Source organism: Terrabacter sp. GCM10028922, from assembly GCF_042666095.1.
Lineage (GTDB): Bacteria > Actinomycetota > Actinomycetes > Actinomycetales > Dermatophilaceae > Terrabacter.
Genome location: NZ_JBHTFG010000017.1, coordinates 17,335 through 30,604, shown reverse-complemented (window position 1 = coordinate 30,604; position 13,270 = coordinate 17,335). Strand labels below are relative to the sequence as shown.

Sequence of the window (13,270 nt, the reverse complement as noted above, 5' to 3'; positions counted from 1 at the left end):
CATGGGTCACGCGATCACTCACGATGTCCAGGTCTGGGGCGTGCGTCGTTACAAGGGGAAGCGCAAGACGACGTACACCGTTCGATGGCGAGTGGAGGGGAACACTCGCCAAGAGACGTTTGACACCGCCAAGCTTGCCGACGCGTTCCGGGCACGACTCCTTCTTGCCATGCGCAACGCCGAACCCTTCGATGTCGGGAACGGGCTTCCAGTCGGCGCGGTCACCGCGAAGCCACCTGTGGCATGGGTGGGCCACGCCATGGCTTTTGTGGACACCAAGTGGGCTCATGCCTCCCCGCGCCATCGGAAGGGGATCGCAGAGGGATTGGTGTCCGCAACGATGGCGGCGTTCGACTCAGAAGTGCCCGACCCGGCAAACGTGCGCCGGGCTTTGGAGCGTTGGGCGTTCAATACCAATGCGCGAAGGGCGCGCGGCGAGGACGGTGTCCCAGACCACTACGCGCAGGCGATGCGGTGGGTGAACAACAACTCGCCAGTACTTTCAGAGATGACTGATGCCGCTCGCCTGCGACGCGTGCTGGACGGGCTCACCCTCCGATTGGACGGTCGCCCAGCGGCGCCAAGCACAGTCGCGCGCAAACGCTCGGCGCTGTACAGCGCCTTCCAGTACGCCGTCGAAATCGACGCACTCCCTGTCAATCCCATGGACCGCATCGCCTGGAGGCCGGCGGCTCACACAGATGTGATCGACCGCCGAGTCGTCGTGAACCCCGAACAGGCTCGCGCCCTCTTAGCAGCCGTGAGACGCATCTACCCCTCCCTGGAGGCCTTCTTCGCGTGCATCTACTACGCCGGACTGCGGCCGGCGGAGGTGCGCCACCTGACAACCGCGAACTTGGAACTACCGACGACCGCTGGCGCTTGGGGCACGCTCAACCTCCTTGGCTCGACGCAGACATCAGGGAGAGCCTGGACTGACTCGGGCTCGCCCACGGAGGACCGCGCGCTCAAGCACCGGGCGCGCCGCGCGACCCGCGATGCGCCGGCCCCGCCTGAGCTGGTCGAGACCCTTCGTCGGCACCTGGATCAGTTCCCGCCCGGCCTCGGAGGCCGGCTGTTCGTGACTCGCGCCGGTCGGGCCGGTGTCCCTATCGCGCCGCCCTTCGCCAGTCCGCAGGCCACAGGCACGGTGTACCGGGTATGGGCCCGCGCCCGTCGCGCCGCTCTGACCGATGCGGAGTACCAGTCACCCCTCGCGAAGCGTCCGTACGACCTACGTCACGCTGCAGTGTCGCTTTGGCTCAACGCCGGCGTGCCGGCGACGCAGGTTGCGGAGTGGGCGGGCCACAGCGTCAACGTGCTGCTGCGCGTCTACGCCTCGTGCATCGTCGGCCAGGACGAGGCCTCGCGCCACCGTGTGGAGCTCGCGCTGAGCATCCCCGACCGGGAGAGCGCGGAAGGGGTGGCGGCCCGAGGAGACCAAACTTCCCCACTATTTCCCCACTGACACCCGTATGGAGCCGATGTGGGCCGTCACCAGCCGGACACGGGCGGGAGACGCCAGAAGGGCCTCCAACCGACGTTTCCGCTGGTCAGAGGCCCTTCTGAGCACTGGGTGGCAGGTGAAGGATTCGAACCTTCGTAGCTTTCGCGACGGATTTACAGTCCGTTTCCATTGGCCGCTCGGACAACCTGCCTTGGTGCGTCTGGAAGGATAGCAAGAGATCGGGCGCGGTCCGAATCGGGGCCACGGCGACTCTTTTGTCGTGTCCGCGGCCCAGCGCGCACCCGCCCGACAGCCCAGACCCACAGCATCCGGAAGGACCTCACCGATGGCCGACTCCTCCTTCGACATCGTCAGCAAGTTCGACAAGCAGGAGATCGCGAACGCGGTCAACAGCGCGAGCAAGGAGCTCTCGACGCGCTACGACTTCAAGAACGTCGGAGCCTCCGTCGACCTGACCGGCGAGGTCATCAAGATGAAGGCGAACACCGAGGAGCGTTGCCTGGCAGTGCTCGACGTGGTCAAGACCCACCTCGTCAAGCGCAAGGTCAGCCTCAAGCACCTCGACGTCCCGGAGGCCGGGCCGCGTCTCTCCGGCAAGGAGTACCACCTGGACGCGCCCCTCAAGGAGGGCATCTCGCAGGAGAACGCGAAGAAGATCAACAAGCTGATCCGAGACGACGGCCCCAAGGGCGTCAAGAGCCAGATCCAGGGTGACGAGCTGCGCGTCACGAGCAAGTCGCGCGATGACCTCCAGGCCGTCCAGCGCATGCTCCAGGCCGCCGACCTCGATGTCGCACTGACCTTCACGAACTACCGCTGAATCCCGGGTTCATCTGCGCCGCAGGCGAGCCCACGACGACAGACCACGTATGCCGTCCACCCGGGTGGACGGCATACGTGCGCTCACCGGGGGCGGGCGAGACCGCGGAGGTCGGGGAACACCTCGACCGCGAGCGGCCACCAGAAGAGGTGCCCGCACAGCTCGGCGTACTCCTGAGGGCTCACCCAGCGGGTCTCGTGGACCCCGTCGTCACCGTCGGTCAGCACCGGTCGCACGTCGTCGAGCCGGGTGCGGAAGACCTGGAGGAACGGCCTCTGGCGCGTGAAGAGGTTGTCGTCGGTGCGTGGGGTGAACCGCTCATAGCCACAAGGGAACACGTCTGCGTGGCGCAGCCGCAGCCCGGTCTCCTCGAGGGTCTCGCGGACGGCGTTCTCGACCGGGGTCTCGTCCTCCTCGCGCCAGCCGCCGGGCGAGCCCCACTCGCTGCGCCGCACGCTGTGGACGACGACGAAGTCGCCGCGCCGGTCGCGGACGAAGACCATGGCGGCGAGCACGCGCGAGGGATCGAGCGGGTCGTCGGACGCGACGAGGTCGACGTCGCTGGCGCCGTTGGGGAACGCGACGTCGAGGATGCGGCGCACACCGCGGTCGCGCTTGCGCTTGCGCAGACGCAGGCCTGAGGCGTTGAGCCGACGGGCGAGGTCGACGCCGGTGGTCGGGGTGGCGCCGGCGTCGACGGCGTCCTGCCAGCGACCCTGCGGCACGTCGTAGTGGTCGCCGTCGAAGGAGCGCGGGTGCAGCTGTGCGGCTCGCGCGACCGCGTGGAGCTCGTCGTACGAGGTGTCGCTGACGAGGTGCGCGAAGAGCCGACCGTGGGCGGGCCAGATGGGCTGGTCGATCCACACAGTCATGGCTCGAAGCCTAGGCCAGCGAGATGCCACCCGCGCCTGTGGATGACGCCGGACGCCGCTCCCCCGCCCGACCTAGCCTCGAACGCAACGAGGCCACCGTCCGGTCGGCCACCGATCGAGGAGAGACCCATGTCCCGTTCCGTCGTTGACACCGAACGCATCGCCGCTGCGGCCGCCGACATCGACCGGCTCGCCGACACCATCACGTCGAGCACTGCCGAGCTGCGCGGCCGCCTCGCGGGCATGGGCGCTGACTGGCAGGGTCCGGCCAAGGTGGAGTTCGAGCGCGTCATGCACGACTACCAGCGCATCCAGGCCCAGATGACCGAAGCCCTCGCCGATGTCGGCCGGCTCACCCTCAAGGCGTCGACGGCCTACGCGGAGCACGAGAACGCGACACGCGCCCTCTTCGCCCGCTGAGCCGCGACCCACCGAGACCCACCGCGACGCGCCGCGACGCGACGCGACGCGGAACGGCCTAACCGGCGCACCCGTGCGGAAGGGCGGCTCCCCCGTGAGGAGGAGCCGCCCTTCGTGCTACGAGCCGCTGCGTGCAGCGGGAGGCTCTGGGCTCAGAAGCCCATGCCGCCCATGCCACCCATGTCGTCGCCGCCCGGCATGGCCGGGGCGTGCTTCTCAGGCTTGTCGGCGATGACGGCCTCGGTGGTCAGGAACAGCGCGGCGATCGACGCGGCGTTCTGCAGCGCAGAGCGCGTCACCTTGACCGGGTCGATGATGCCCGCGGCCAGCAGGTCGCCGTACTCGCCCGTCGCGGCGTTGAGGCCGTGCCCGCCCTCGAGGCCGCGCACCTTCTCGGCCACGACTCCACCCTCGAGACCGGCGTTGATCGCGATCTGCTTGAGCGGGGCCTCGGTGGCGACCCGCACGATGTTCGCGCCGGTCGCCTCGTCACCCTCGAGCACGAGCTCGTCGAGCGCCTTGGCGGCCTGGATGAGGGCCACGCCACCACCGGCGACGATGCCCTCCTCGACGGCAGCCTTCGCGTTGCGGACGGCGTCCTCGATGCGGTGCTTGCGCTCCTTGAGCTCGACCTCGGTGGCTGCGCCCGCCTTGATGACGGCGACGCCGCCGGCGAGCTTGGCGAGGCGCTCCTGGAGCTTCTCGCGGTCGTAGTCGGAGTCCGACTTCTCGATCTCGGCCTTGATCTGGGCGATGCGGCCCTCGATCTGCGAACGGTCCTCGGCGTCCTCGACGATGGTCGTCTCGTCCTTCGTGACGACGACCTTGCGAGCGCGGCCGAGCAGGTCGAGGGTGGCGTTCTCGAGCTTGAGACCGACCTCCTCGGAGATGACCTGGCCACCGGTGAGGATGGCGATGTCGGTGAGCATGGCCTTGCGGCGGTCGCCGAAGCCCGGGGCCTTGACGGCGACGGACTTGAACGTGCCCTTGATCTTGTTCACGACGAGCGTCGCGAGGGCCTCACCCTCGATGTCCTCGGCGATGATCAGCAGCGGCTTGCCCGACTGCATGACCTTCTCCAGGAGCGGGATGAGGTCCTTGATGTTGCCGATCTTGGAGTTGGCGACGAGCACGTAGGCGTCGTCGAGGACGGCCTCCATGCGCTCGGTGTCGGTGACGAAGTACGCCGAGATGTAGCCCTTGTCGAAGCGCATACCCTCGGTCATCTCCAGCTCGAGACCCATGGTGTTGGAGTCCTCGACGGTGATGACGCCTTCCTTGCCGACCTTGTCCATCGCCTCGGCGATGAGCGCGCCGATCTCCTCGTCGGCCGCGGAGATGCTGGCGGTCGAGGCGATCTGCTCCTTGGTCGTGACCTCCTTGGCCTGCTCGAGCAGGCGGGCGGAGACAGCGTCGACGGCCTTCTCGATGCCCCGCTTGAGGGCCATCGGGTTGGCGCCGGCGGCCACGTTGCGCAGGCCTTCCTTCACCATGGCCTGGGCGAGGACGGTGGCCGTCGTCGTGCCGTCACCGGCGACGTCGTCGGTCTTCTTGGCAACTTCCTTGACGAGCTCCGCGCCGATCTTCTCGTACGGGTCGTCGAGCTCGATCTCCTTGGCGATCGAGACACCGTCGTTGGTGATGGTGGGGGCGCCCCACTTCTTCTCCAGAACGACGTTGCGGCCCTTCGGGCCGAGCGTCACACGGACGGCGTCGGCGAGGATGTTCATTCCTCGCTCGAGCCCGCGGCGCGCCTCTTCGTCAAACGCAATGGTCTTGGCCATTCGGGTGGTTCCTCCCACGCGAATCGTTGGTGGTGGCCCGCGTGCCGCCCGCGACGGACGGGACCGGACTCCTCAGCTCACGTCGCTGCGAACCCAGCCCCTCGGCATTCGGTCCATATCTGTCACTCCCACGGGGAGAGTGCTAACGCCATTATTGGCACTCTCGGGGTGAGAGTGCAAACAACTGGCCACGCGGACGACGCGGTGCGCCCGCGGTCACTGACGCGGTGCCACCGCTTCGAGGGCGGCGGCGAGGCGGGCGGCGTACTCGGCGGACTCCGCCTCCGACGCGTACTTGGTCCGCGGCCAGAAGAAGCCGCGCAGGCCGTCACCCTTCGTACGGGGCACGACGTGGACGTGCAGGTGCGGCACCGACTGGCTCACGACGTTGTTCATCGCGACGAACGTGCCCTGGGCGCCCAGACCATCGACCGCGGCGGCGGCCAGCCGCCGAGCCGCGCCGAGCAGGCCCGCGTGCAGCTCGCCCGGGAGGTCGAGGAGCGTGTCGACGTGCGGCCGCGGGACGAGCAGGACGTGCCCCTTGAACACCGGACGCCGGTCGAGGAAACCGAGGAAGTCCGGCTCGTCGAGCACGACGTCGGCTGGGATCTCGCCCGCGACGATGGAGCAGAAGACGCAGTCCATGCGCTCAGGCTCCCATGGGCACCCGCCCGAGCCGGTGGGTGCGCCGCCTCAGCAGATGACGAGCAGGACGCACCCGCCGTCGTCGCCGGAGGACGTCGGCGAGCTCGTCGGCGTCGGCTTCTTCGTCGAGGTCGGCTTCGGCTTGGGGTTGTCGTGCGTCGAGGTGGGGTCCGGCGCCGACGTCGAGGTCGGTGCCGGGACAGCCGTCGAGGTCGTGGTCGTGGTCGAGGTCGGCGCGGGGGCCGGGGCCTTGCTCGTCGGCAGCTTTGTCGGCGTGGCGGATGCCTGCTCGACGACGGCCGTCGACGTCGGCTGGCTGCTCGTGGTGCCTGCTGTGGTGCGCGAGGCGACGGACGTGCTCGATGACGTTGACTCGCCCCAGCCGTCGGCCGACGAGGTGCTCGCCCAGTCACCGCCCGGCAGTCCGGGGAACGCGGACGACATCGCCTCGTCGCTCCAGCTGTCGCCGGACCAGAACGCGACGGCGCTCGTCGTGCCGATGGCGAAGGTGGCGAGCACGGCCGCGATGAGAAGCTTGCGCCGAGGCTTCGGGTCTTTCGTGGAGGTGCGGGTCTCGGTCGACATGGCTACCAAAGGTAGAGGAACCCGGCGAGAAGCGCCTGTCCGTCCCGTGCCCACTACCGTGGACGCATGCCGGCAGAGACGTGGATCACACCGAGGTGCGCTCGATGAGCCCTGCAGGCCGCGCCGGCCCGTATCCGACGTACGGCTCCACCGGGCCCGCCGGGCCGACGACGGGGTTCGTCGAGGTGGCCGACCGCGTCTTCGTCGCGCGCTACAAGCAGTGGGACGTCAACGTCGGTCTCGTTCTCGGGCGCGACGGCGCGGTCGTCATCGACACACGAGCGAGTGACGTGCAGGGCAGCCAGGTCCTCGACGACGTGCGCCGCCTCGCCCGCGACATCGAGGTGCGGCACGTCGTCAACACGCACGTGCACTTCGACCACACCTTCGGCAACGCCGCCTTCGACACGGCCACCGTGCACGCGCACGACAACGTCGGCAGGACCCTCGAGGCCGACGCAGAACGCATCAAGGGTCTCTTCCGCGCCGATCCGGGTGACGGCCCCGAGCTCGGCTACACCGCGCGCGACGCCGCGGACGTACTGGCGACCGCGGTGCGCGGCCCGGACCGCACCTTCTGCTCCCACGCGACCATCGACCTCGGCGACCGGGTCGTCACGATGGCGTATGCCGGCCGTGGCCACACCGACGGTGACGTGGCGGTGCACGTGCCCGACACCGACGCACTGTTCCTCGGCGACCTCATCGAGGAGAGCGCACACCCGTCGTTCGGCATCGACTCGTGGCCGCTGGAGTGGGCCGACACCCTGGCCTCGCACCTCGTGGAGGCCAGCGACCGGTCCGTCGTCGTGCCCGGACACGGCCGCCCCGTCGACGGCCGCTTCGTGGCGCGGCAGCGCGACGACATCGCGGCCGTCGCTGCCGTCATCCGCGAGCGCCGGCTCGGCGGCGGATCCCTCGAGGACGCCCTGCACGAGCCCGACTCCCGCCTGCCCTACCCGCTGGACCACCTCGGTTCCGCGATCCGCCGCGGCTGGGAGCAGTTCTCCCCACCCACTCCCTGACCGGCGCTCGGCCCTCGAGGTCGGCGGCGCCGGTGCAAAGTGCCCACTCGACGGGCGAAGCCCCGGTGAAAAGTGCCCACTCGACCGTCGAGCCGATGCAAAGTGCCCACTCGACGGGGCGAAGCCCCGGTGGAAAGTGCCCACTCGACCGTCGAGTGGGCAGTTTCACCCGGATGGGTCGCGGTTCGGTTCCTCGCCCGGGCTCGGACGGGGTCAGGCGGCTGGGGGCGCGACGGCGGCCAGGACGGTGTTGTCGCCACACGCCCGCGCGAACGCGGCGATGCGAGACCGGATCTCGCGTCCGAGCAGCCACTGCCCGAACGGCTCGGCCACGGGACGCAGCCAGGCCGGCCGCACGGCATACGTGTACTTCCAGACGGCGCGGGTGCCCGCCACGCCCGAACGCTCCTCGGGCGTGAAGCGCCATCCGCCGCCGAAGCGCTCGAAGAACCACGGACCGTCGACCATCGTCATGCCGACGCTCGTCGGCGGGCGGTACGACACGTACTCGCTGACCATGCGCGGACCGACGCGGGCGCGGGTCACGGTGCGCACACCCTTGCCCGGCTGGACGGCGTCGACGAGGTGTTGGCTGCGGATGAACGGGTCCCAGCGCAGCCGGACCTCGCCCGTCGTCTGCGACACGGCGAACGCGAGGTCGGCCTCGACCGGGACCCAGAGCTCGGCGGTGACGTTCGGCATCCCGCGACCCTATCCGCCCAAACCGAGCGCGACCGGGCGCCTGCGCCGTAGCATCCGGAGACGCCTCACCCGTCGTCGAAGGATGACCGTGTCCGAGCTCCACCCGACCACCCGACGCCACCGCCCGCGCCCAGACGCCCGCCCAGCCACGCGCTCACGGACCCGCCCGCGGAGCGGGCACGCGAGCCACGGCTGTCGTGGTTCGCCCGCCGCCGCCGCGAGGCGCTCGACCGGGCCGCCCGCACCATGCACGACCGGCTCGTCGCCCAGGTGACGCGCGGCGAGCGCCCGAGGGCCACCACCGGAACCGGCACCGCCCTGCTCGTGCTGTCGGTAGTCGTCCTCGGGGTCTTCGCGGCCGCCGTCGTCCTTCTCGTCGTCCTGACGTTCGCGCCCAGGAACGTCTGGGCTGGCTGGGCGTCGCGCTCGCGTGGGTGGTCGTCGTCGCCGTCGCACCCCGGCCGGGACGGGTCGAGGCACGCGAGCTGCCGCCGGACGAGTTCCCCCTCACCCACGCGTTCGTCGGCGAGGTGGCCGCGGCCGTCGGCACGAGCACGCCCCACGGCCTCGGCGTCACGACGGAGTTCACGGCGTTCGTCGCGCAGCCCGGCTTGCGCCGGCGGCCCGTGCTGGTCATCGGCCTGCCCGTCTGGACCATGCTCACCGACGACGAACGCGTGGCCCTCCTCGCACACGAGCTGGGCCATCTGCGCGGCAGCGACACGGCGCTCGCCCACCTCGTCGACCTCGCTCACGGCATCCTGCTGCGTCTCGCGACACTCCTGACCCCGCTGCCCAGCGACTGCTACTCCGACTTCGCCGACTACCGCCTGGGGATCGGGGAGTCCCAGGCGACGATGAACGCGGCGGGCGCCGGCATCCTGCGCGCCGTGTCCGCCCCGGCGACCGGTCTGCTGCTGTGGTTCGAACGCCTCGCCGCCGTCGACGGCCAGCGCCGTGAGTATCTCGCCGACCTGCGTGCGGCCGAGATCGCGGGCACGGCAGCCAACGTGCGGCTGCTGCTCACGATGGAGAACCTCCCGGGCCTGCACACGCTCGCCGGCGCGGCGGTCCGGCGTCGCGAGGACCCGTTCGCGGCCCTCGAACAGGTGCGCGAGCGCCCGGCGCCGACCGGCCAGCAGGTGGCGGCTGCCCGCGCGCGAGCCCGCGAGCAGGACCTGCGCTGGGACGCGAGCCACCCGCGCGACGACTTGCGGCTGGCCCTCGTCGAGGCCGTAGCGGCGAAACGCTCGCTCCCGCGCACCGCGGCAGAGGCGGGGTCAGACAGCGAGCTCGCCGGGCTGCGGCACGAGATGGCCCGCGAGCTCGGTCACCAGCTCACCGACACCTACTACTGACACCGTCACCGAAGACCTCTGCGGGCAAGCTAGCGGGACCCCAGCGCCGACGGGAACGCGTCGGACCACGACCGCAGCGCCACGCCACCGGCGGCCGAGCGGTCGACCGACGTCGCTGCCAGCAGGGCTTGGACGATGGCCCGCGCGACGCAGTCGGCACCCGCCTCCATGAGCAGGGTCTGCTCGACGGGGTCGGGAGCGGGCCGCTCACCCGTGGCCAGCGTGAAGAGCGTGTCGCCGTCGAAGAGCGTGTGCACCGGCTTGAGGGCACGCGCGAAGCCGTCGTGACCGATGCCGGACGCCTTCTGGCACTGCGCCTTGGTCAGGGTGGCGTCGGTCGCGATGACACCTATCGTCGTGGCGAGCCCGGGCCTGCCGCTGCTCGCGGGCAGCGCCTCGGCCCGGGCTCGGGCCGCGTCGAGCTCGGCCGCGCTCGGCCGCCCCACGTGGGCCAGCTCGTCCCCGAGACCCAGCCCGACGGCATACGGCAGCCCGGTGGCCGGGTCGACGGCCGAGCCGACGGCGTTGAGCGCGACGAGCGCTGCGACCGTCGTGCCCGACTCGAGCACGACGCTCGCCGAGCCGATGCCGCCCTTGAAACCGCCGGCCTTGGCGCCCGTCCCGGCGCCGACGCACCCCTGCGCCACGGCCGACGTGGACGCGCCGGCGTATGCCGCCCTGCCGTCCTCGGCGCGCGGATGGTGGCGCCAGGTGCCGCCACGTCCCAGGTCGAAGAGGATCGCGGACGGCACGATCGGCACGACGTGTCCGGGTTCGCCCATCGGCCAGCCGATCCCGTCGTCGAGGAGAGCGTCCACGACCCCGTCGACGGCGGCCAGGCCCGGCGCGGACCCGCCGCCGAGGACGATCGCGTCGACCCGGTCGACGAGGTTGCGGGGATCGAGCAGGTCGGTCTCGCGGGTGCCGGGTCCACCACCGCGCACGTCCACGCCGGCGACCGCACCACCCTGAGGGGCGAGCACCACGGTGACGCCGGTGAGCCAGCCCGGCTCGTCGCGAGTGCAGTGACCGACGCGGAGGCCGGCGACGTCGACGAGCGAGTTCGTCGGGCCGGGGCGAGGCGAGGTGAAGGGCGGGCGCTGTTCGGTCACTGCGGGTCCCGCAGGTCGAACTCCATGAGCCGGCCGGGCGAGCTGAACCCGAGCCGCTCGTAGAACTCCTGGGCACGGTCATCGGGCGCGTTGAGGCGGATCCACTTGACGTCGGTGGTGCGCGACCACTCGATCATCGCCTCGGTGAGGGCCCGGCCGACGCCCCGGTCGCGGCAGGCGGGCACGACGAACAGCCCGCCCACGTGCAGCCACGACACGTCCTTGCGCCCCGGCCACGGCAGGGCGCGGATGCGCCGCGTCTCGAGGATGCCGGCGTGCTCGCCGCGGCTCTCGGCGATCCAGGTCGGGCGGTCGGGCCGCTCGGCCAGCCACGCGTCGACGAAGCGGTCGAGGTAGCCGGCCTCGGACGGCATACCGAGCTCGCGGGCGAACTGCAGGTGCAGGGCCGCGACGATGAAGGCGTCGTCGGCCGACGCGCGACGGATCGTCACCTCGGCCATGAGGGAAGTGAACCACGCGCACGCCGTGCCGGCCTGCAGGTGGGCCCCGAGTCGGTCAGGCGCGGGTCACCGCACCGACCGCGTTCGTGCGGTGTGGAGGCGTGAGGTCTCAGACGTTGATGCCGAGCCGGCGGCTCGTGCGAGCCCGCTGACGGCTCGCACGCATCCGGCGCAGGCGCTTGATGAGCATGGGGTCGGCCTCGAGCGCCTCGGGGCTGTCGAGGAGGGCGTTGAGGACCTGGTAGTAGCGCGTGGAGCTCATGTCGAAGAGCTCCTTGATGGCCTGCTCCTTCGAGCCGGCGTACTTCCACCACTGCCGCTCGAACGCCAGGATCTCGAGGTCGCGTGCGCTGAGGCCGTCCTCGGACTCGTGGCGGTGCGGCTGCGCCGTGGCGTGGTCTGTGCTCATGTCCCCGTCTCGCTGCGGTCGTGCGTTGGCTCCGGTCACACCCTAGACCGAAATGACAAGGGTGTCATTCAGTCGGGCCTGTTCGCGGCATGTCGTGCGCGGGCCTCGCTGCCCCACCGGAACTGCAGTCCCATCCGCCTCACTGGGCGCAGGCGTCACAGCCCGTCCCCCGACGTCAGGACATCGTATCGAGGATGGCGTTGACGTCCTCACGCGTGGTCTGCGGGTTGCAGATCGCGAACCGCGTCAGCGTCTCCCCCCGGAAGCTCGTCGGCACGACGAACGCGAACTCCTCGGCGAGCAGACGGTCGGTCCACGCCTGGTAGTCCTCCGGTGACCAGCCGAGGCGCCGGAACACGACGACCGACAGGTCCGGTTCGCGCACCGCCTCGAGGTAGGGCCGGCGGCGGATCTCGTCGGCGGCGAACCGGGCCACCGCGATCGTGCTCTCGACGGCCTCGACGTACGCATCCGTGCCGTGGACGGCGAGGGAGTACCAGAGCGGCAGCCCGCGGGCGCGGCGCGTCAGGCCGATCGAGTAGTCGGTCGGGTTCCACTCGGCCGACTTCGTGATGACGTCGAGGTAGCCCGCCTCCTGCGTGTGCGCGACCCGGGCGAGCTCGGGATCTCGGTAGATGAGGGCGCAGCAGTCGAACGGGGCGAAGAGCCACTTGTGCGGGTCGACGATGAAGGAGTCGGCGTGCTCGATGCCGTTGAAGAGGTGACGGACGGAGGGCGCGGCGAGCCCGGCGCCGCCGTACGCACCGTCGACGTGCAGCCAGAGGCCGTACTCCCGGCACACCTCGGCCACCGACGCGAGGTCGTCGACGACACCGAAGTTCGTCGTGCCGCTCGTCGCGACGACGGCGAAGAACGTCTCGGGGCCGTGCTCCTCGAGCGTGCGGCGCAGCGCGGCACCGGTCATGCGCAGCTTCTCGTCGACGTGCACGCCGCACACCTCGGCATCCATGACCGCGGCCATGGACACGACCGACGAGTGCGCGTTGTCCGTGGCGGCGATCCGGTACGGACGCGCGCCCGTGCCGGCCTCCTTCGCCGTCGCCCTGGCCGTATGCCGTGCCACGACGAGGGCGGAGAGGTTGCCCACCGTGCCTCCTGGCACGAAGACGCCGCCCGCGGTGTCGGGCAGGCCGGCGAGGTCGGCGATCCAGCGCAGCGCCTGGTTCTCGGCGTAGACGGCGCCGGCACCCTCCATCCACGAGCCGCCGTAGATCGACGAGGCGCCGACGACGACGTCGAACGCCGCTGCCTCACGCGTGGGCGCGCAGGGGATGAAGGACAGGTAGCGCGGGTGGTCGGTCGAGAGGCACGCCGGCGCGAGGGTGTGCTCGAAGAGCTCCATCGCGCGCGTCGAGCCGAGGCCCTGCGGCGTGATCGTCTGGCCCGCCGCGGACGTCAGGTAGTCCTCGGTCTGCGCGCCGTCGAGCGGGATCGGGGCCATGAGCAGGCGCTCACGCGCGTAGCTGAGGACCTTGTCGACGGCGGCGTGGTCGGCGTCCTTGTCGAAGCTGTGCACGCACAGATGCTAGGGCCTGCCGGAGCTTGCTCGAGCCCGCCCGAGCCCGCCCGAGCCCGCCCGAGCCTGCCC

Annotated in this window: 14 protein-coding genes and 1 tRNA gene; 5 read left to right on the top strand and 10 right to left on the bottom strand. The window is 70.8% G+C overall.

Features of this window, described 5'->3' with window-relative positions; translation table 11 throughout:
• Position 1 precedes the first annotated feature (1 nt).
• The gene (locus ACFQU3_RS16745) at positions 2–1,468 is read left to right on the top strand and encodes a tyrosine-type recombinase/integrase (RefSeq protein WP_385911788.1); all 1,467 of its coding nucleotides are present in this window, start codon (positions 2–4) and stop codon (positions 1,466–1,468) included.
• A 109-nt stretch (positions 1,469–1,577) separates the two neighbouring features.
• Here the strand turns inward: ACFQU3_RS16745 and ACFQU3_RS16740 are convergent.
• Positions 1,578–1,658, bottom strand: a tRNA-Tyr gene (locus tag ACFQU3_RS16740).
• Between the two features lie 135 nt (positions 1,659–1,793).
• Here ACFQU3_RS16740 and ACFQU3_RS16735 point away from each other — a divergent pair.
• Positions 1,794–2,288, top strand: coding sequence for a YajQ family cyclic di-GMP-binding protein (locus ACFQU3_RS16735; protein WP_385911786.1), 495 nt, complete (start codon positions 1,794–1,796; stop codon positions 2,286–2,288).
• A gap of 83 nt (positions 2,289–2,371) precedes the next feature.
• On the opposite strand, the gene ACFQU3_RS16730 is transcribed toward ACFQU3_RS16735, so the two are convergent.
• Positions 2,372–3,160, bottom strand: a complete 789-nt coding sequence (locus ACFQU3_RS16730; protein ID WP_385911784.1) for a DUF4031 domain-containing protein — start codon at positions 3,158–3,160, stop codon at positions 2,372–2,374.
• 129 nt (positions 3,161–3,289) lie between these two features.
• Between ACFQU3_RS16730 and ACFQU3_RS16725 the strand changes: the two genes are divergently transcribed.
• On the top strand, positions 3,290–3,580 hold the full coding sequence (locus ACFQU3_RS16725) for a WXG100 family type VII secretion target (protein ID WP_385911782.1): 291 nt from the start codon (positions 3,290–3,292) through the stop codon (positions 3,578–3,580).
• 152 nt (positions 3,581–3,732) lie between these two features.
• Here the strand turns inward: ACFQU3_RS16725 and groL are convergent, their stop codons facing one another.
• The 3 genes from groL to ACFQU3_RS16710 form a co-directional block, all read right to left on the bottom strand.
• On the bottom strand, positions 3,733–5,364 hold the full coding sequence (gene groL / locus ACFQU3_RS16720; protein WP_385911780.1) for a chaperonin GroEL: 1,632 nt from the start codon (positions 5,362–5,364) through the stop codon (positions 3,733–3,735).
• Positions 5,365–5,580: 216 nt separating this feature from the next.
• The gene (locus ACFQU3_RS16715; protein WP_385911778.1) at positions 5,581–6,009 is read right to left on the bottom strand and encodes an HIT family protein; all 429 of its coding nucleotides are present in this window, start codon (positions 6,007–6,009) and stop codon (positions 5,581–5,583) included.
• A 48-nt stretch (positions 6,010–6,057) separates the two neighbouring features.
• On the bottom strand, positions 6,058–6,594 hold the full coding sequence (locus ACFQU3_RS16710; protein WP_385911776.1) for a hypothetical protein: 537 nt from the start codon (positions 6,592–6,594) through the stop codon (positions 6,058–6,060).
• 104 nt (positions 6,595–6,698) lie between these two features.
• On the opposite strand from ACFQU3_RS16710, the gene ACFQU3_RS16705 reads away from it, so the two are divergent.
• Positions 6,699–7,619 (top strand): MBL fold metallo-hydrolase, encoded by a 921-nt coding sequence (locus ACFQU3_RS16705; RefSeq protein ID WP_385911774.1) that lies wholly within the window; start codon positions 6,699–6,701, stop codon positions 7,617–7,619.
• Positions 7,620–7,832: 213 nt separating this feature from the next.
• On the opposite strand, the gene ACFQU3_RS16700 is transcribed toward ACFQU3_RS16705, so the two are convergent.
• Complete coding sequence (locus tag ACFQU3_RS16700) at positions 7,833–8,321, bottom strand: SRPBCC family protein (RefSeq protein ID WP_385911772.1); 489 nt, start codon at positions 8,319–8,321, stop codon at positions 7,833–7,835.
• Between the two features lie 434 nt (positions 8,322–8,755).
• On the opposite strand from ACFQU3_RS16700, the gene ACFQU3_RS16695 reads away from it, so the two are divergent.
• Positions 8,756–9,679, top strand: a complete 924-nt coding sequence (locus ACFQU3_RS16695; protein WP_385911770.1) for a M48 family metalloprotease — start codon at positions 8,756–8,758, stop codon at positions 9,677–9,679.
• A 29-nt stretch (positions 9,680–9,708) separates the two neighbouring features.
• Here ACFQU3_RS16695 and ACFQU3_RS16690 read toward each other — a convergent pair whose 3' ends face one another.
• The 4 genes from ACFQU3_RS16690 to ACFQU3_RS16675 form a co-directional block, all read right to left on the bottom strand.
• Positions 9,709–10,791, bottom strand: coding sequence for a P1 family peptidase (locus tag ACFQU3_RS16690; protein WP_385911768.1), 1,083 nt, complete (start codon positions 10,789–10,791; stop codon positions 9,709–9,711).
• A complete protein-coding gene (locus ACFQU3_RS16685) occupies positions 10,788–11,252 on the bottom strand; it encodes a GNAT family N-acetyltransferase (protein WP_385911766.1) in 465 nt (154 codons plus the stop codon). Before ACFQU3_RS16685 ends, ACFQU3_RS16690 begins: the two co-directional genes overlap by 4 nt.
• Positions 11,253–11,361: 109 nt before the next feature.
• The gene (locus ACFQU3_RS16680) at positions 11,362–11,661 is read right to left on the bottom strand and encodes a DUF3263 domain-containing protein (RefSeq protein WP_385911764.1); all 300 of its coding nucleotides are present in this window, start codon (positions 11,659–11,661) and stop codon (positions 11,362–11,364) included.
• A 175-nt stretch (positions 11,662–11,836) separates the two neighbouring features.
• Complete coding sequence (locus ACFQU3_RS16675; protein WP_385911762.1) at positions 11,837–13,198, bottom strand: pyridoxal phosphate-dependent decarboxylase family protein; 1,362 nt, start codon at positions 13,196–13,198, stop codon at positions 11,837–11,839.
• Positions 13,199–13,270: the final 72 nt, after the last annotated feature.

Excerpts from the sequence above, each read along its gene's own strand:
- groL (WP_385911780.1), bottom strand. The coding sequence starts at position 5,364 with ATGGCCAAGACCATTGCGTTTGACGAAGAGGCGCGCCGCGGGCTCGAG.
- ACFQU3_RS16680 (WP_385911764.1), bottom strand. The coding sequence starts at position 11,661 with ATGAGCACAGACCACGCCACGGCGCAGCCGCACCGCCACGAGTCCGAG.
- ACFQU3_RS16715 (WP_385911778.1), bottom strand. The coding sequence starts at position 6,009 with ATGGACTGCGTCTTCTGCTCCATCGTCGCGGGCGAGATCCCAGCCGAC.
- ACFQU3_RS16735 (WP_385911786.1), top strand. The coding sequence starts at position 1,794 with ATGGCCGACTCCTCCTTCGACATCGTCAGCAAGTTCGACAAGCAGGAG.
- ACFQU3_RS16700 (WP_385911772.1), bottom strand. The coding sequence starts at position 8,321 with ATGCCGAACGTCACCGCCGAGCTCTGGGTCCCGGTCGAGGCCGACCTC.
- ACFQU3_RS16745 (WP_385911788.1), top strand. The coding sequence starts at position 2 with ATGGGTCACGCGATCACTCACGATGTCCAGGTCTGGGGCGTGCGTCGT.
- ACFQU3_RS16730 (WP_385911784.1), bottom strand. The coding sequence starts at position 3,160 with ATGACTGTGTGGATCGACCAGCCCATCTGGCCCGCCCACGGTCGGCTC.
- ACFQU3_RS16705 (WP_385911774.1), top strand. The coding sequence starts at position 6,699 with ATGAGCCCTGCAGGCCGCGCCGGCCCGTATCCGACGTACGGCTCCACC.
- ACFQU3_RS16725 (WP_385911782.1), top strand. The coding sequence starts at position 3,290 with ATGTCCCGTTCCGTCGTTGACACCGAACGCATCGCCGCTGCGGCCGCC.
- ACFQU3_RS16710 (WP_385911776.1), bottom strand. The coding sequence starts at position 6,594 with ATGTCGACCGAGACCCGCACCTCCACGAAAGACCCGAAGCCTCGGCGC.
- ACFQU3_RS16685 (WP_385911766.1), bottom strand. The coding sequence starts at position 11,252 with ATGGCCGAGGTGACGATCCGTCGCGCGTCGGCCGACGACGCCTTCATC.